Source organism: Ignavibacteriales bacterium (genome assembly GCA_026390795.1).
Classification (GTDB): domain Bacteria; phylum Bacteroidota; class Ignavibacteria; order Ignavibacteriales; family Melioribacteraceae; genus Fen-1258.
This window is the reverse complement of record JAPLFG010000003.1, coordinates 1,396,927-1,413,810: the sequence shown is the minus strand read 5'-3', so window position 1 is coordinate 1,413,810 and position 16,884 is coordinate 1,396,927. Positions and strand designations below refer to the sequence as shown.

The following is a 16,884-nucleotide window of genomic DNA, read 5'->3' as shown; positions in this document are numbered from 1 at the left end:
ATATAAGGAACTCGAAATGTCCAAGAGTTACAAATTAATTCTTATCCTTCTATCTCTATTATTCGCTCACCAACAGATTATGGCTCAGGGGTTTAAAATTACAGGAACTGTTACTGACGGTGCCACCGGAGAAAAATTGATTGGGGCTAGCGTTTTTATTGCAGATCAAAATATAGGCGGGGTTACAAATTTAGATGGTTTTTATACTATTGAAAATGTAAAAGAAGGAACTTATCAGGTTACTGCGAGCTACATCGGTTATCTAAAACAAAATACGAATGTTAAAATTTCGGGCAACACAAAATTAAATGTTTCGCTTGTGCAGAGTTCTGTTCTATTAGATGAAACGGTAGTTAAAGGAACAAGAGCGGTACTAAGAGAAACACCAATTGCATTTACAGAAATTAAAGGGGAACAGCTTGAATTCAAATTAGCATCGCGCGATGTTCCAATGGAATTAGCAGAAACACCGAGCGTTTACGCCTCTCCTTCGGGAGGCGGTGCCGGTGATGCGGTTTTATATGTTAGAGGCTTCGATCAAAGGAACGTTGCTATCATGGTTAACGGCGTGCCCGTGAATGATATGGAAAACAAATCGGTTTACTGGTCCAACTGGCAAGGTCTCGGTGATGTAACAGATAATATTCAGGTTCAAAGAGGTTTGGGCGCATCTCCTTATTCCGTCAGCGCGGTCGGCGGATTGATCAACATGACAACAAAGGGCGTTGGCAGCGAACAGGAATATGTCAAACTAAGATCTGAGTACGGCTCGAGCAATCTTAGAAAGAGCAGTATTGCCTTCCACCAAAAACTGTCGAATAAAATTTCAGCTACGGCATTTGTTGCAAGAAGAACGTGGGACGGATATACGCTCGGAACATATGCCGATGACTGGACATACTTTTTTTCTGTCGGCGGAGTATTTGGCAATCACTCAATTGAGTTAACCGGTCTCGGCTCGCCTCAAGAACACGGTCAGCGCGGAACTCAAATGTATTTTACAAGCACAAATCCTAAAACACAAACCTATGAGAAGAGGGGTCACCAATACAATCCTAATGTCGGCGTGTTGAATGGAACTACATTCAATGACAGAGTAAACAAATTTCACAAACCAGCGTTTAATTTAAACTGGAACTGGCAGATAGATAAAAAAACTACTCTTTCTACAATTGCGTACTCATCGTTCGGAAGAGGATACGGCACATCGGGAATCGGTTCCTTTGCCGCTTACAGAGATTACGACGGGCTGGAAGATTACGACGCTATATTTGTTAAAAACTCTGCCGCCTCAACTATCGACACAAGATATTCTCCGACTCTTCATAAGGCATCTACAATAAGAGTAAACTCAGTTAATAATCACAACTGGTTTGGAGTACTTTCTACATTAACAGAAAAACTTGGCGATCTATTTACATTAACAGCGGGAATTGACGGAAGATTATATACCGGCATTCACTACCAGGAAGTTAGAAATCTTCTTGGCGGAGATTACTACCTTGATACAAAAGACGTTAACACTCCGGCAAAGATGACTTTTTTGGGCGACAAAGTTGCTTACTACAATGATACTTATGTAAGACAGATCGGCGGCTTCGGACAATTGGAATATAAAGCAGGCGCGTTCACATCATTTGTAAATCTTTCTCTTTCTACAACCGGAAACCAGAGAAAAGATTATTTTCTTTATAAATCAAATGATCCCTTCAACACAACAGCTTGGCAAAATTTTACAGGCTACACAGCAAAGACAGGCGCACGTTATAACCTGGACGATTACCACAGTATTTTTGCCAATGTCGGTTACTTTTCAACAGCTCCTCTTCCAAATACGATTTTTACAAGAAACACAAACGTTGTTTCTAAGGGAGCGGTTAACGAAAAAGTTACCGGCTTAGAATTTGGATATGAATTTAATTCTCAGCTTCTCGATATCGATGCAAATGCTTTTTATACAAATTGGAAAGATAGAGCGATGGTTCCTTTTGCCGTTTACACGACAATTACAGACCCTATCACCGGAATGCAATCAACATCCACATCATACGTAAATGTTGTTGGCGCGAATGAATTACATTATGGCGGTGAACTAGAAGTAGCATTTAAACCGGTGCGCAAACTAACAATCTCCGGAAACGTTTCTCTTATCAACGCACGATATACAAATGATGTTGATGCCGCAATCTGGCCGGAAGAAGACCCGACTAAAGTTACAATGATAAGAATCTATTCCGAAAATTTATTTGTATCTCAATTTCCGCAGACGCAGGCTACTCTAAAATTGAATTACAGCATTTATCTCGGTTCCGGTTTAAATATGTATATCAATCCGGTTTATAAATTTTATGGAAGACACTTCGCGCGATTTTTTGTTGATGACAGAACAAATCCTAACGATAGACAACAACCGTGGAGAATTCCGGATTACAACATCACCGATTTCCATCTCGGATTTACATATTACATAACGGATTTCTTTGTTAAGAAAATAAATTTGAATTTCCACGTCTTTAATGTCTTTAATAATGATAAATACATTGTTGAAGCAACTGACGGACCCTCATCTTCCATATACGGTGCGGCTCATACTTATGAATCCGCAAAAGGTTTTTACGGAAGAGAGAGATGGTATAATGTCGGTGTAGCGTTCACTTTCTAAAAAAATATTTTTTATTGAAGAGGCGTGATTTTTACGTCTCTTCTATGTTTAAAGAAGGGTAAAAATTATTTAACACAGAATTAATATCGCTTTTCCTAAAAAAATGTTACCTTTATAGCAGATATAAGAAGAATATTATTTAACGTATTATAAAATCAATGAGGTTATCATGAAAAAAATTTTACTTTTGGTTTTTGTTTTATGTTTTAGCGTTAGCCAAGCACAAACTCTTATTCTAAATGAAAATTTTGATTATGGCACAGCCCCAAATGCAAGCATTCTTGCAGTAACAACAAATTGGGTAAATCACAGTGGAACGCAAAACCCACCGTATGCTTATCCGGGTTTAAGTTATTCGAATTATCCATCCTCAAATATTGGTGGAGCTATAAATTTTTCCTTTGGATCAAGTAGCACTGGAAACGATGGTGATGTTAATAGAACATTTACGGATATAACCACTACTTCTACAATATATGTTGCGTTTTTAGTAAATTTAAGCGCTGCCAAAAGTACTGCAGACTATTTTTTCCATTTAGGTCAAAATCCATTTTCAACTTCAACTTTTAGAGGAAAAGTTTTTGCGGTTGCAAGCGGTTCAGGCTGGAATATTGGTGTGACTAAACAAGGAACGAATGCACCAATAATGAATACAACCACTACTTTAAATTTTGGACAAACATATCTTTGCGTCATAAAATATGATTTTAACGCTACTGCATTAACTGACGATGTTGTTAGCTTATTTGTTTATTCAAGTAGTGTTCCAACCTCTGAATCAGGGCCGACCTTACTTTCAATAACTAATGTTAATGACGGTGTAAATGATCCGGCTGATATTGGTTCAGTTGCTGTACGTCAAGGCAGCAATACTCCAACGGGTACTGTTGATGGCATTCGAGTTTCCAATAATTGGGGCTTGGCAGTAACGGGAACAGCAACAGGCGTTGAAGAAAACATTTCAACACTTCCAACAAAATTTAATTTATCGCAGAACTATCCGAACCCATTCAACCCTTCTACCGTAATTAAATACCAGGTTCCACAAGGCAGTTTTGTAAATATCAGCGTTTATGATATTCTCGGCAATAAAATTTCAACATTGGTAAATCAAGATAAAGCTGCCGGCACTTACGAAACCAGATTCGATGCGAGCAATTTACCGAGCGGAATTTATTTCTACACAATTCAAACCGGTTCTTTCTCTCAAACCAAGAAAATGATGTTGATGAAATAATTTAACATACATAATTACGCTAAGAGAGCGGTGGGGAAAAACCACCGCTCTTTTTATTTGTACCGGGCAACAACCCGATCCGGTCATTGCGAGGAATGTCCCGAAGGAATCCCTTCGGGAAAATGACGAAGCAATCTGAATGATCCCAATTTCGACCAGTCTGACCATTTCATTTTTAGTTTGCTGGCCTCGCATCAGACAGGTTTCATCGGATTTGTAAAATCTTGTAATACGGTTTTTATAAACGAGGCAGTAATGAAAAAATTCCTTTTTCTGATTCTCTTTCCATTTGTTATTTCTTTCGCGCAGATATCAATCGCGCCCGGAATTGAAGTAACCGAAAATTTTAATTCTCTTTTAACAATCGCTTCGGCTACATTGCCTGCTCATTGGAAGGTTGATAAGCTAACTTCGGTTAGAACCGTTGGAAATTACAGCGCTGCGGGAAATACAACTAATTACGCCGGTGGCACAAATTTATCTTTGTCGGCAGGAAATGGGATTTATAATTTTGGCATTGGCGCAGCTACTACCGCTACCGATAGAGCTATTGGCGGTTTATCTTCAGGCGGTGGTTCTCAAAGCGTTAACATCTATTCTTATTTCAAGAATACAGGAACTCAAACATTAACCCAGGTTGATTTATCATACGATGTTATGCGGTTCCGTAACGGTTCAAATGCAGCCGGTTTTTCTATTCAGCTATATTATTCAACAAATGGCACCACCTGGACTTCTGCAGATTCAAATTTTGTAACAAGCTTTCCGACAAATATAGATAACACCGGTTCGCCAACTGTGCCGATAGAAACAAAGAAAATTTTAAATCAACCTCTTTCCGGTTTATCTATTCTCCAAAACGGAAGTTTTTACTTGGCATTTAATTATTCCGTTACAACTGGAACAACAACATCGAACGCACAAGCAATAGGGATAGATAATTTTGTAATGAATAATATTGGCGGCACTACAACGGCGCCAAACGCTACAGCCGCTCTTGCTGCAAGCAATATTACGGCAACTAGTTTTACTGCAAACTGGAACAGCTCGGCAAGCGCAACTTCATATTTACTTGATGTTTCTACTTCTTCAGATTTTTCAAATTTCATTACCGATTTTGAAAATAAAGATGCTGGCAACATAACAAGCGCAACTGTTACATCTTTAATGCCGGGAACAAAATATTATTACCGTGTAAAAGCTAAGAACAGTTTTGGAACAAGCGACACTTCAAATAGTATTTCAGTTACTACATTAGATATAATTACACACGTGCAGTTTAATGGAATTAGCGATGCCGTAGCGAAATCAAACGGCGTTTATAATCTTGAATTAACTATTACCGATCCCGATGTAACAAACGCAACAACTTGCTCTGTAATTTTCATTTCTGATTCAAGTACGGCAAAAACTTCTTATTTAAATAATGATTCTACCTGGACTGTAATTTTTCCGGCAGGAAGTTCGGCAAATCAAAATATCGCTTTAACTATTTCAGATAATGGTATTTCGGAGATTCCCAAGAAAGCATATTTCCTAATTCAGAATGTTACAGGCGGTTCTCTTGCCCACACCGGTTCGATCTCTAATTTCAGGTTATCAATAACAAGCGGAACGGATAATTCATATTACACAACAATAACGCAAGGTCTTACAGGTGAAGAATTAAAAACAGAATTGCACAATTTAATTAAGAACAATAGTATTAAATTTTCATACGATTATGTATGGACGATGGATAAGGCCGCAGATGAAGATCCGAAAAACTATAATAATGTTATTGGAATTTACTCCGGGATCTCGATGGCAAAAAATCAACAAGCTAATATTTGGAACAGGGAACATGTGTGGTCAAAATCTCACGGAGATTTTGGGACAGATATAGGCGCTGGAACAGATGGTCATCATTTGCGTCCGGAAAACAGTAATGTTAATTCTTTAAAGAGCAATCTTGATTTTGATAATGGCGGAAACCTTGTCCCAAACGGTGGGGGCAGTAAATACATTGCCGGCACATCTTGGGAACCGAGAGATGAAACGAAGGGTGATGTTGCAAGAATGATTTTTTATATGGCAACTAGATACAATGGTGATGTAGCGGGTGAACCTAACTTGCAAATTGTTAACTACGTACCATCTCCCGACACTCCAAATGACTCTTTGAAAGGTTTTTATGGGAAATTATCAACCTTGCTTCAATGGAATTTGCAAGATCCGCCGGATGCTTTTGAGATGAATAGAAATAATGTGATCTATTATTATCAGCATAATAGGAATCCATATATAGATCATCCGGAATGGATCACTTCTATCTGGGGGCTTCCAAATGATGTTAAAGAGAATTACGGAGATCAAACTATTAGCAATTTTGTTTTATACCAAAATTATCCCAACCCGTTTAATCCAAGTACTGTAATCAGCTATCAATTGCCGACCAGTAGTTTTGTTTCATTAAAAGTTTTTGACATACTCGGCCGCGAGATTATTAGATTAATAAACGGAGTGCAGAACGCAGGACTTCATAACACTACATTCTCCTCTCTAAATTCTAAACTAACAAGCGGTATTTATATTTACACGATTAACGCAAGATCAGTTTCCGGCGGAAAAGAATTTCATAAATCCGCAAAGTTTGTGCTATTGAAGTAATGCAAGGGGTTAGAGGTAAGAGGCTAGAGGCAAGAAGTTTATTGAGAAGCAGCTTTCTTTTGAGAGCCGTTTTTTCTTCAAGAGTTATTTCTTTTATATATCATCATTCTCGACTGCTATTTTATTAGATTTGCATCCCCAATTTTGTTAATGATAAGGATTGTTGTGAAAAATAAATATACGACTTTACTGCTGGTTATTGTTTCACTCCTGTTTGTTGGTTGGGGAGCGGTTGGACACAAAATAATTAACATAAAAACTGTTATATCATTTCCCGCGCAGATGAATCAATTCTTCTCTTGGTCGTCTATCCTTGCTCAACATGCATCTGATGCGGACAACAGAAAAGACAACGATCCAAACGAATCACCGAAACATTTCATTGATATTGACGAGTATTCCGAGTTTAACTCTACCCACACAATACCTCAGGATTATTATTCCCTTACAGCAAAATACGGCAACACGTTTGTTATGGATAACGGTATTCTGCCTTGGGCAATTATAGCCACATTCGACTCTTTAAAAGCTCAATTTAGTAGAAAGGACTTTAACAGAGCACAACTTACTGCTGCGGACTTAGGTCATTATGTAGGCGACTCGCATATGCCTCTTCACATTACAAAGAATTATAACGGACAGCTTAGCGGACAGAGCGGAGTTCATTCAAGGTATGAATCAACACTGATTGGCAATTACCAAAATTTGATTCAATACACTCCCGATTCAGCAAAGTATGTTACAACTGTGAGAGATTTTGTCTTCTCTTATATTTATGAAAATTACAAATGTGTTGATTCGGTACTAAGTGCTGATAAATCAGCAAAATCCTTTGCGGGTGGTAGCACAAGTAACAGCATCTATTACCAAAAACTTTGGGACCTAACGGGCAACTTTACGATACGACTTTTTTCAGAAGCTTCGAGCAGGCTTGCATCTCTTATTTATACGGCATGGGTGGATGCTGGGAGTCCCGATCCTTCCGCAACAAAGGTAGCAAACACAAAAGATCTTCCGCTGAACTTTGTCTTGTATCAGAACTACCCCAATCCGTTTAATCCATCTACAGTTATCAGCTATCAGCTTTCAGCTTTCAGCCATGTGCAGTTAAAAGTTTATGATATGCTGGGAAGAGAAGTGGCATTACTTGTTGACAAAGAGCAGGAGCCCGGAAATTACAATTCTCAATTTTCAATTCGTCATTTTCAATTACCTTCCGGTGTTTACTTTTATCAACTAAAAGCAGGCAATTTTATTCAAACGAAGAAAATGATTTTGCTTAAGTAAGAACTGCATTGAGAACATATTCATCCGCTCTTTTATTATCTTTCCAATATGAAAATAGATAATTGTTTATTACCCGGTTTAGACCGGCAAATTGAATTTTTAATCAGCAATTTTAAAAATTCTGCTCAGCGCATTCTTGTAGTCGGATCGAATAGCGAAGAGATGGCAATTGAACTATCGAGCCATTTTGGAACTGATGTTGAATTGATAGTCGAAGATTACGATTCGTTGATGAACTCAAAACTAATTTTAGAGTCCACGCCAAAAGTGAATGTCCGCTTGATGGATTTTGAAGTGACCGATTTTGATGACTCATCATTCGATCTGATTTATGCGCAAGCTTCAATCTCTTTAACCAAGCGAAACAAAATAATAAAAGAATTGAAGCGTCTATTAAAACCGGGCGGCTTTTTATGCGTCGGCGAAGTTGTGGCGCTAAGAAAAGATTATCCTCAATTTGTTCAAGATATTTTTGATTCCTCCGATCTCCTTCCTTTGTTTGTTGATGATGTCGAAAAATATTATACGGAAAGAAAATTTAACGTCCTTGTCCGCCAGAATTTGACACATACATTGAGAAAATATTACTCCAGGAGCGCCTCGCTTATGGAAGATTCTATTTATGATCTCACAAGTTCGGAAAAGAGCTATCACAAAAAAATTCTCAATAAACTTAGCCATGAATCGAATGCATACTTAAAATTGGGCGGAGATAAATTTATCGGTTTTGTTGCACTACTTCTTCAGAAAGAGATTTCATGAAGAAGGGAGACTTGTTAGAATTAGATATTACCGGTTACGCATTCGAAGGTAAGGGTGTAGCTAAAATCATCAAAGAACTTCATACACAAAACGAAGAGAACGCCAAAAAGTTCGTCATATTTGTTGACGGCTCTTATCCCGGTGATAAAGTAATTGCAGAAATAAGAAAAATCCGGTCTTCCTACGCCGAAGCAAAAGTAAAAGAAATTCTCACCAAATCACCTCTCCGCATAAACGCAAATTGTAAATACTTTGGCGTTTGCGGCGGATGTAAATCGCAGGATTTGAATTACGAACAGCAAATCAAATTCAAGGAAGAACAAGTAAAGGATATTTTTGAAAGAATAGGTGGTTTTACCGATTTGATAATTGAGCCAATTATTCCGGCAGAAAAAATATTTTATTACCGGAATAAAATGGAATATTCCTTTGCAGATAAACGATGGTTGAGTGAAAATGAGATCGGTTCGATGCAAGAAATACCAGATAAAGACTTCGCGTTGGGATTGCATATTCCCGGACTTTATGATAAAGTCCTCGATATTGACGGCTGCTGGCTTCAATCGGAGGTTAGTAACGGCATATTAAATTTCACACGCGACTTTTTCAAAAATCAACAGACTTTACCTTATTCTGCCCAAAAACATACCGGATTTTTAAGAAATTTGGTAATAAAGCAGTCATTTTTGAAAAACGATTTAATGATAAATTTGGTCGTCTCGGAAGAGAATGAACGCTTGTTAATACAATATAAAGAAGAGCTATTAATTCGCTTTCCTCAAATAACTACTATCGTTTATAACATAAATAAAAAACTTTCACAAGTTGCTTATGGTGATTATGAAATCATTTCTCACGGCAGCGGATTTATATATGATTTGATCGGCAATTGGAAATTTAGAATAAGCGCCAATTCGTTTTTTCAGACCAATACATCGCAAGCAGAAAGATTATTTTCAACTGCTCTTGAATTCGCTGATTTTAAAGGAGGTGAAATTGTTTATGATCTCTATTCCGGTGCCGGGACAATCCCGATTTTCATTTCGAAAAATGTAAAACAGATCTACGGATTTGAAAGTGTTGCCCCCGCGATAGAAGATGCAAAAGTAAATATCGGTTTGAACAATGTAACCAACTTTGAACCGATGCTCGTTGATCTGAATAAATCTTTTCTCCCGGTCATTCAAGAAAATAAATGCCATAGACCGGATGTTATTATTGCGGATCCTCCCCGCAGCGGTATGAATCCAAAGACCGTAAAGGATATTATAGAATTGATGCCGAAAAAAATTGTCTATATCAGCTGCAATCCCGCTACACAAGCACGGGATATAAAACTACTTTGCGACGGCGGTTACAAATTGATGAAGCTCCGTCCGGTTGATATGTTTCCGCATACTTATCATATAGAAAATGTAGCCCTCCTACATTTATAAAATCATTTTTTCAGCAGCCTTTAATTCAAAACAATAAATAATTTACTTTTTTCGGGGTGAATTACCAGCTTATGTTGTGTCATTCCCACAAATTTTTAGCGGAGTCTATTATTGGATACCCGCTAAACACTCTTGAATGACAATCTGCTTCACGGCTTAAAGTCGCAAAGTTCTTCCCAAAATTAATCCTTCCAAAGAAACATATTTTATCATTTTATCTGTCCGTTTTGAGAAAATCCCAAAAACAATAGAGCAATGCGGTCAGGCAAAACCTTTTTTATTAACCGATAGCTTTTTACGCTTGAAAAGCAGAAAGGGTTTTCTGTGAGAAGTTCAAGTAAGTTGATTAGAATAAGGCGATTACACCCGCTTTTTAGCTGGCTCAATAAAATATGGTATATCATTTTGAAACATATTCACGTTAAATAATCATCTAAAAGTGGCGATTTTCGGCTAAAAACAAAACATTGATGTGGCATCATGATTGCCTTTTACTGCTCACTTATTTAATTATCAAAAGGAGTCGTATCGTGAATAATTGTACAATAACTTACTTAAGAGCGGTTTTAGTTTTATCACTCTTCGTATTGTTAACCTCCCCGATTGTTGCTCAACAGAAAAGTAACATAAAATCGGGAGCGCTAGATTATACCAGTATAATTGTTGTTAATGGAACAGCTGAGGGGATCAACAATCTTGGCTTTAATAATCAAACTGGTTTTGCAGGAGTTATAACTGGTACACTTAACGGTCAACCGCAAAAATTCTACTGCATTGATTTAGCACACACTGTAAACCCAAGTCAACATCCAACATATTGGGATGAGGGTACAACTCCTTCTGAGATGACTTATATACTTAACAATTACTTCCCTTACAAAACAAGTTATACGAATAAGCTTTCAGACAATGATAAAGAAGCTGCATCGGTTCAGTTAGCAATCTGGCATTTCAGTGATGGTCTAAATGTAAACACTATTTCTGATGCTACTGTAAAAAGCAGAACAAGCGCAATAATTGCAGATGCAACGGCTAATCACAACAATACTATTACTCTTCAATCCTTAATTTTTGTTCCGGCGGCTCAATCATTGGTACAAGGAACACCAGCAACATTCGATGTTTACGCATTAGATCTAAACGGTGACCCCATTGCTAATTTGCCAATTACATTCACAAAAAATCTTGGTACATTAAGCGCAACAAGCGGAACAACAAATTCTTCCGGCAGAGTTGGTCCAATTACACTTTCATATAGCGGAACTGGAACAGCGACTGTTAAAGCACAAGCTACTGTAGTAATTGCACAGGGTACACGATATGTAGATAAAAATGATCCAACAGGAAAACAAAAATTAGTTCTTGCCACACCTACAACAGATATTAAAGAAATCAATTCTACTATAGTCTGGTATACACCGGGCACTCCAGGAACATGCGACACAAAAGGTTTTACAACATTTACACAAGGCGGATGGGGCGGACCATCTAACAGCACACCTGGTAAAATTAGAGATTTAAATTTTTCAACAGTATTTCCAAGCGGGCTAACAGTTGGGGGAGGATTTAAATTAACACTTACAAGCGCAACGGCAGTTAAGAATTATCTACCTGATGGCGGAACCGCCGCGGCTTATACACAAAATTATAGTAATCCAACTTCCAGCATTAATGTTCTCTCTGGTCAACTAACTGCGCTCAAATTAAATGTTGCTTACGATGCTGCAGGTAAGATCGGTAATAACGCAACAAATCTTGGCGATCTGGCAATTGCAACCGGTCCTTTTACAGGAATTACTGTTAATGCATTTTTAACTTATGCAGAGGCAGCAATCGGCGGCGGATCTTTAAATGGTCATACTTTTAGCGAAATTAATGATGCCGCAACTTCAATCAATGAAAATTTTGATAACGGAACTGTTGATAAAGGATTTCTTTCATGCACAGATTTAGTTTGCAAGAATGCTCTAGGCAGTTATGTTTATCGCGATCTGAATTCAAATGGAACAAAAGATTCCGGCGAGCCTGGAATTCAAGGAGCTGTTGTTGAATTATTAAGCGGAACAACTTTGATCTCAACAACAACTACAGATGCAACTGGAAAGTATTCTTTTATTAATTTATCGAACGGAACTTATAAAGTTCGTTTAGCTTCTTCCAATTTTACTTCAGGCGGAGTCTTCTTTAATACCACAACGGTAAAATGGTACACAAAGAATAGTACTTCCGTAACCACAACTTTGAGCTGCAATGATAATTTGTCAATCAATTTCGGGTACTACAAAACATGCGTTGGAATTACAAAGACGGCTGATAAAGCAACTTACAAAGTCGGCGATAAAATAACATATACAATCACTGTAGAAAATTGCGGCGATATAGAGTTACACGGCGGTGTAGATGTTTTTGATAACTTACTTTGGGGAACCACAGCTTATCATATTGATGTGATTGAAGCAGGACAGACATTTACAATTCCTTCGACTAATACAAAGTACACAGTAAAAGCAGCCGATTGCGGCAATCTTATTAACACTGCCCGCGCAGAAGGTCATCCGGTTGATGGTTCGGCAACAGTTACAGCTGAAACCAGTGTAACAGTAGCAATTGACTGTTCGGTTTGCAATAATACAATCGGCAGTTATGTTTATCGTGACTTAAATGTAAACGGAACAAAAGATACAGGCGAAGCAGGTATTGCCGGTGTTATTGTTGAACTTGTACAAGGAACAACAGTAACTCCAACGACAACAGATGTAAACGGTCATTACTCATTTACAAATGTTTTGAACGGTACATACACAGTTAGAATCGCTGCTTCTAATTTTACATCCGGTGGAGCGTTTTATAACACAGCTCAAACAAAATGGTACACAAAAAACAGTACTTCTGTAAATACAACATTAAACTGTAACGATAATCTATCAATCAATTTTGGTTACTATAAAACTTGCGTTACAATTACAAAATCAGCAGACAAACAATCATACAACAAAGGCGAAACGATCACATATTCATTCTTGGTTGAAAACTGCGGCGATATTCAACTTCACGGCGGCATTGATATCTTTGATGCGATGCTCAATACAAGCGGCAACCATTTAATAAAACATATTGATGTTCTTGATCCTCATCAATCAACAACATTCACAATGTCATATGTAACGGGTGATGGCGACTGCGGACAATTAGTAAATACTGCCCGCGCAGAAGGACATCCGGTTGATGGTTCAGCAACCGTAATAGATGAAAGCACCTGGACAGTTAATATAATCTGCCAGGATAAAGCTGATATCAAAATTGAAAAATTAGTTGATAACGCAAATCCAAAATGTGACGATCAAGTTACATTCACAATTAAAGCATCTAACCTCGGACCAAACACAGCTACCGGAGTTCAAGTATCGGATCTTTTGCCTGCAGGTTTAGATTATATATCAAGTACAGCATCACAAGGTTCATACAGCAACACTACCGGAATCTGGAACATCGGAACAATTGCTAACGGCGCATTTGAAACATTAACAATAACAGTAAAAGTTGATTGCGGAAATATTAATAACTCTACATTCAACCTTGGAACAGCAAAAGATTATAACTTATTTGTAATTGAAGATGCTATTCAGCCTTCTTCAGATACTCAGGGTAAAGTTGCAGTTGGCCGCGATGCTCAATTTGCAAACTACAGCGTAGGCGATCAATTACCTGCAAACAGCGGAGACGTTTTGATTGTCGGTCGCGATCTTACATATACAAGCGGTGCGGTTTATAGCGGAAATATCGTTTACGGACATTCGACAAACCTGCCGTTATCAATGGTTAGTATTGCAGGCGGTTCATTAAGAAAAGATACCCCAATTAACTTTGCGGCAGAAAAAGTATATCTCGAAAATTTATCAACTACTCTTTCTACTTATACAGTTAACGGAACAACTACTTCTCAGTGGGGCGGATTAAATTTAACTGGGTCAGATCCATTCCTAAATATATTCTCTGTCAGCGGATCTGTTCTGTCAACAGCAAATAATTTTGAAATCAACGTTCCAAACGGTTCGGTAGTTCTTGTAAATATAGACGGAACAAATGTTAACTGGACTGGCGGTTTGGTTGTAAACGGAACTGCAATCAGCAACGTTCTTTATAATTTTTATCAAGCTACTTCACTTACAATTTCCGGAATTGATGTTAGAGGAACAATCCTTGCGCCATTCGCTGCAGTAAATTTTGCAAGCGGAGTATTAAATGGTCAAATGATTTGTAAGTCTCTAACGGGAATGGGTCAGTTCAACTTTGTAATGTTCGGCGGTCAAATTCCTTTCGAGAAAAAGGTAACAAATGTTGCTTCGGTTAGTTCATGTCTTACACCGGATCCTAATTCAAGCAACAACACATCGAGCGCTACAATTACGATGACCAACACTACCACGGGCACAGGCAGCAACGGTAATAATGGAAATAATGGGAATGGAACATGGACAAACGTTTGCTCTTTTGCTCAAGGTGAAATTGTCTACACAATGTTATATGACGGCGGAAATATTTACGCCGGTACATGGGGCGGAAAGATTTACAAATCAACTGATGCTGGAAAAACATGGTTAAGAGTAAATAACGGAATGAACGTATCCTTTATCTGGTCGCTGATTAAATTCAACGGAAGCGTGTACGCTGCAACAGAAAAAGGTGTATTCAAATTTGACGGAACAACAGCAGTTGGTTTGGACGGAAAAGATGTTCACGCTCTAGCAACTGACGGAACAACATTATACGCTGGTACATGGGGATATGGAGTCTTCAAATCTACCAACGGAACAACATGGGCAGAATTAAATAATAATACATTTGGCGGTTTCTTAGCAATACAATCATTAACAATAAAAGGCAGTGAGTTATTCGCCGGAACAGCTGGGGGCGGAATCTTTAAATCAACAGACGGAATGAACTTCTCTAAATTAACTTGCGGATACAGTGTAATCTGGTCTCTTGCTTCAACTTCAACCACATTGTTCTCCGGTACATACGGAAATGGTCTTTACAGATCCGACGATAACGGAATGAGCTTCACAAAAGTTACATCGCTCGATATAACATTTGTTTACTCAATCTCTGTTGATTTGAGCGGAAAGATTTATGTAAGCTCTTTAACAAACGGTGTATTTGTCTCTTCGGATAACGGTGGAACATGGACATCACTCGGTATGAGCGGATCCGGAGTCAGCGCAATGATGGTTAATCCAAACTCAAGTGATGTTTATGTTGGAACTAAAGAAGGCAAAGTCTTCTCGATCTCCAGCAACAACGGTATTACAGCAGTTGAAGATAATACCGAAGTTCCAACGGAGTTCAAACTTGCTCAGAACTATCCGAATCCATTTAATCCAACTACTACAATAGAATTTGCAGTCACTAAGTCTGGAGTCTATTCTTTGAAAGTTTACAATGTTCTTGGTGAAGAAGTAGCTAACTTAGTTGATAATCAACTAGCAAGCGGACTTCACAAAGTTAACTTTGATGCAAGCCGGTTAGCTTCGGGAATGTACATTTACAGATTAAGCGGCAGCAATGTTAACATCAGCAAGAAAATGATTTTGATGAAGTAAGGGTGCGGTTAAATAAGTAAGGAGAATCCCGCTTATGCGGGATTTTTCTTTTTAAACCAACGCTTTAATCGTGACTCTTTTTAATAATCGCGCTCAAAGTGAAACACAATTGATCTCTCTACACCTCATTTTTAATCAATAAATATGGGTGCATGCTGGCACAATGGTTGTAATATATATAACAAATAAGCACCCTCTTATTTAAGAAAACAAGATTAAGTTTTCTCTCTGGCGGCGGTTATTTTGGTGAATGGTACTCGGCTGGGCTATTTGCTAAAGTATCCGCCCTTTTGCTTTAAAGAAGAACCGATTTAGATCGATCCTTCCCATCGTTGCTTGAATCTCGAAGATAAATGTTAATTTTAGATTCAGAAACGAAGAAAATAAACATTGCGCTCAAAAATTAGATAATCTTTTCAAAAATCCGGCCGGATTTTGGTAATTACCTATTAATTGCGTAATTTTGCGCCACTTTCAAATGTATTGGATTAAAAAATGAAGCGTACTTTTCAACCAAGTAGAACAAAAAGAAAAAATAAACACGGTTTCCGCGAAAGAATGTCAACGGCAAACGGCCGTAAAGTTCTTGCGCGCAGAAGAGCTAAAGGTAGAAAAAAATTAACTGTTAGCGACGAAGCTTAATTGAAACAATTTGGTCTTTCTTCAAAAGAGAGAATCAAAAGTAAAAACGAATTCGATTTAGTTTATTCAGCCGGAGAAATTTTATTTTCTTCTTCACAAAAACTCAAAGCTGTTTTTTTCATTCACAAAGAATCTGAAACGAGTGGAATTAAAGCAGCTTTTGCTGTTTCAAGAAAGAGCGGTAACGCTGTTTGGAGAAACAGGGTTAAACGGCTTTTCCGTGAATCATTCCGTCAGAATAAACAAGAGCTTAAAGAGTTGGTCGAATTGAAAAACGTGAGTTTGTTAATTGTGTTCTCTCCCAACATGATCAATCAAACGAACCGCAAAAAGATTTTTCTGAAAGAAGTATTACCGGATGTTGTAGATTTGATGAATCAGGTTAAGGCGAGACTATAAATGCGATTTATTCTGATAAATCTTATCAAACTATATCAAAAATTAATATCGCCTCTGTTTCCGCCATCGTGCCGGTTTTATCCAACTTGCTCTGAATATGCAGTTCAAGCAATTACTAAATATGGTGCGCTGATAGGCGGGGCTAAAGCAGTCTGGAGAATTTTAAGATGCAACCCGTTCAACAAAGGCGGGTTTGATCCAGTTGAATAA

At 37.9% G+C, this 16,884-nt stretch carries 10 protein-coding genes; all 10 read left to right on the top strand.

Going from position 1 to position 16,884, the window contains the following annotated elements:
* Positions 1-16 precede the first annotated feature (16 nt).
* Positions 17-2,662 (top strand): TonB-dependent receptor, encoded by a 2,646-nt coding sequence (locus tag NTX65_09865; protein ID MCX6169638.1) that lies wholly within the window; start codon positions 17-19, stop codon positions 2,660-2,662.
* A gap of 169 nt (positions 2,663-2,831) precedes the next feature.
* On the top strand, positions 2,832-3,899 hold the full coding sequence (locus NTX65_09860) for a T9SS type A sorting domain-containing protein (protein ID MCX6169637.1): 1,068 nt from the start codon (positions 2,832-2,834) through the stop codon (positions 3,897-3,899).
* A 255-nt stretch (positions 3,900-4,154) separates the two neighbouring features.
* The gene (locus NTX65_09855; GenBank protein ID MCX6169636.1) at positions 4,155-6,548 is read left to right on the top strand and encodes an endonuclease; all 2,394 of its coding nucleotides are present in this window, start codon (positions 4,155-4,157) and stop codon (positions 6,546-6,548) included.
* A gap of 165 nt (positions 6,549-6,713) precedes the next feature.
* Positions 6,714-7,835: a T9SS type A sorting domain-containing protein gene (locus NTX65_09850; protein MCX6169635.1), complete on the top strand. Its 1,122-nt coding sequence runs from the start codon at positions 6,714-6,716 to the stop codon at positions 7,833-7,835.
* A 48-nt stretch (positions 7,836-7,883) separates the two neighbouring features.
* Positions 7,884-8,597, top strand: coding sequence for a methyltransferase domain-containing protein (locus tag NTX65_09845; GenBank protein MCX6169634.1), 714 nt, complete (start codon positions 7,884-7,886; stop codon positions 8,595-8,597).
* Positions 8,594-10,033: a 23S rRNA (uracil(1939)-C(5))-methyltransferase RlmD gene (gene rlmD, locus NTX65_09840; GenBank protein ID MCX6169633.1), complete on the top strand. Its 1,440-nt coding sequence runs from the start codon at positions 8,594-8,596 to the stop codon at positions 10,031-10,033. Before NTX65_09845 ends, rlmD begins: the two co-directional genes overlap by 4 nt.
* A 530-nt stretch (positions 10,034-10,563) precedes the next feature.
* Positions 10,564-15,633 carry a choice-of-anchor A family protein gene (locus tag NTX65_09835; protein MCX6169632.1) on the top strand — a complete coding sequence of 1,690 codons (5,070 nt, stop codon included), beginning with the start codon at positions 10,564-10,566 and terminating at the stop codon, positions 15,631-15,633.
* Positions 15,634-16,128: 495 nt separating this feature from the next.
* Positions 16,129-16,275: a 50S ribosomal protein L34 gene (gene rpmH / locus NTX65_09830; protein MCX6169631.1), complete on the top strand. Its 147-nt coding sequence runs from the start codon at positions 16,129-16,131 to the stop codon at positions 16,273-16,275.
* The gene (gene rnpA, locus NTX65_09825; GenBank protein ID MCX6169630.1) at positions 16,276-16,674 is read left to right on the top strand and encodes a ribonuclease P protein component; all 399 of its coding nucleotides are present in this window, start codon (positions 16,276-16,278) and stop codon (positions 16,672-16,674) included.
* A complete protein-coding gene (yidD, locus tag NTX65_09820) occupies positions 16,675-16,884 on the top strand; it encodes a membrane protein insertion efficiency factor YidD (protein ID MCX6169629.1) in 210 nt (69 codons plus the stop codon).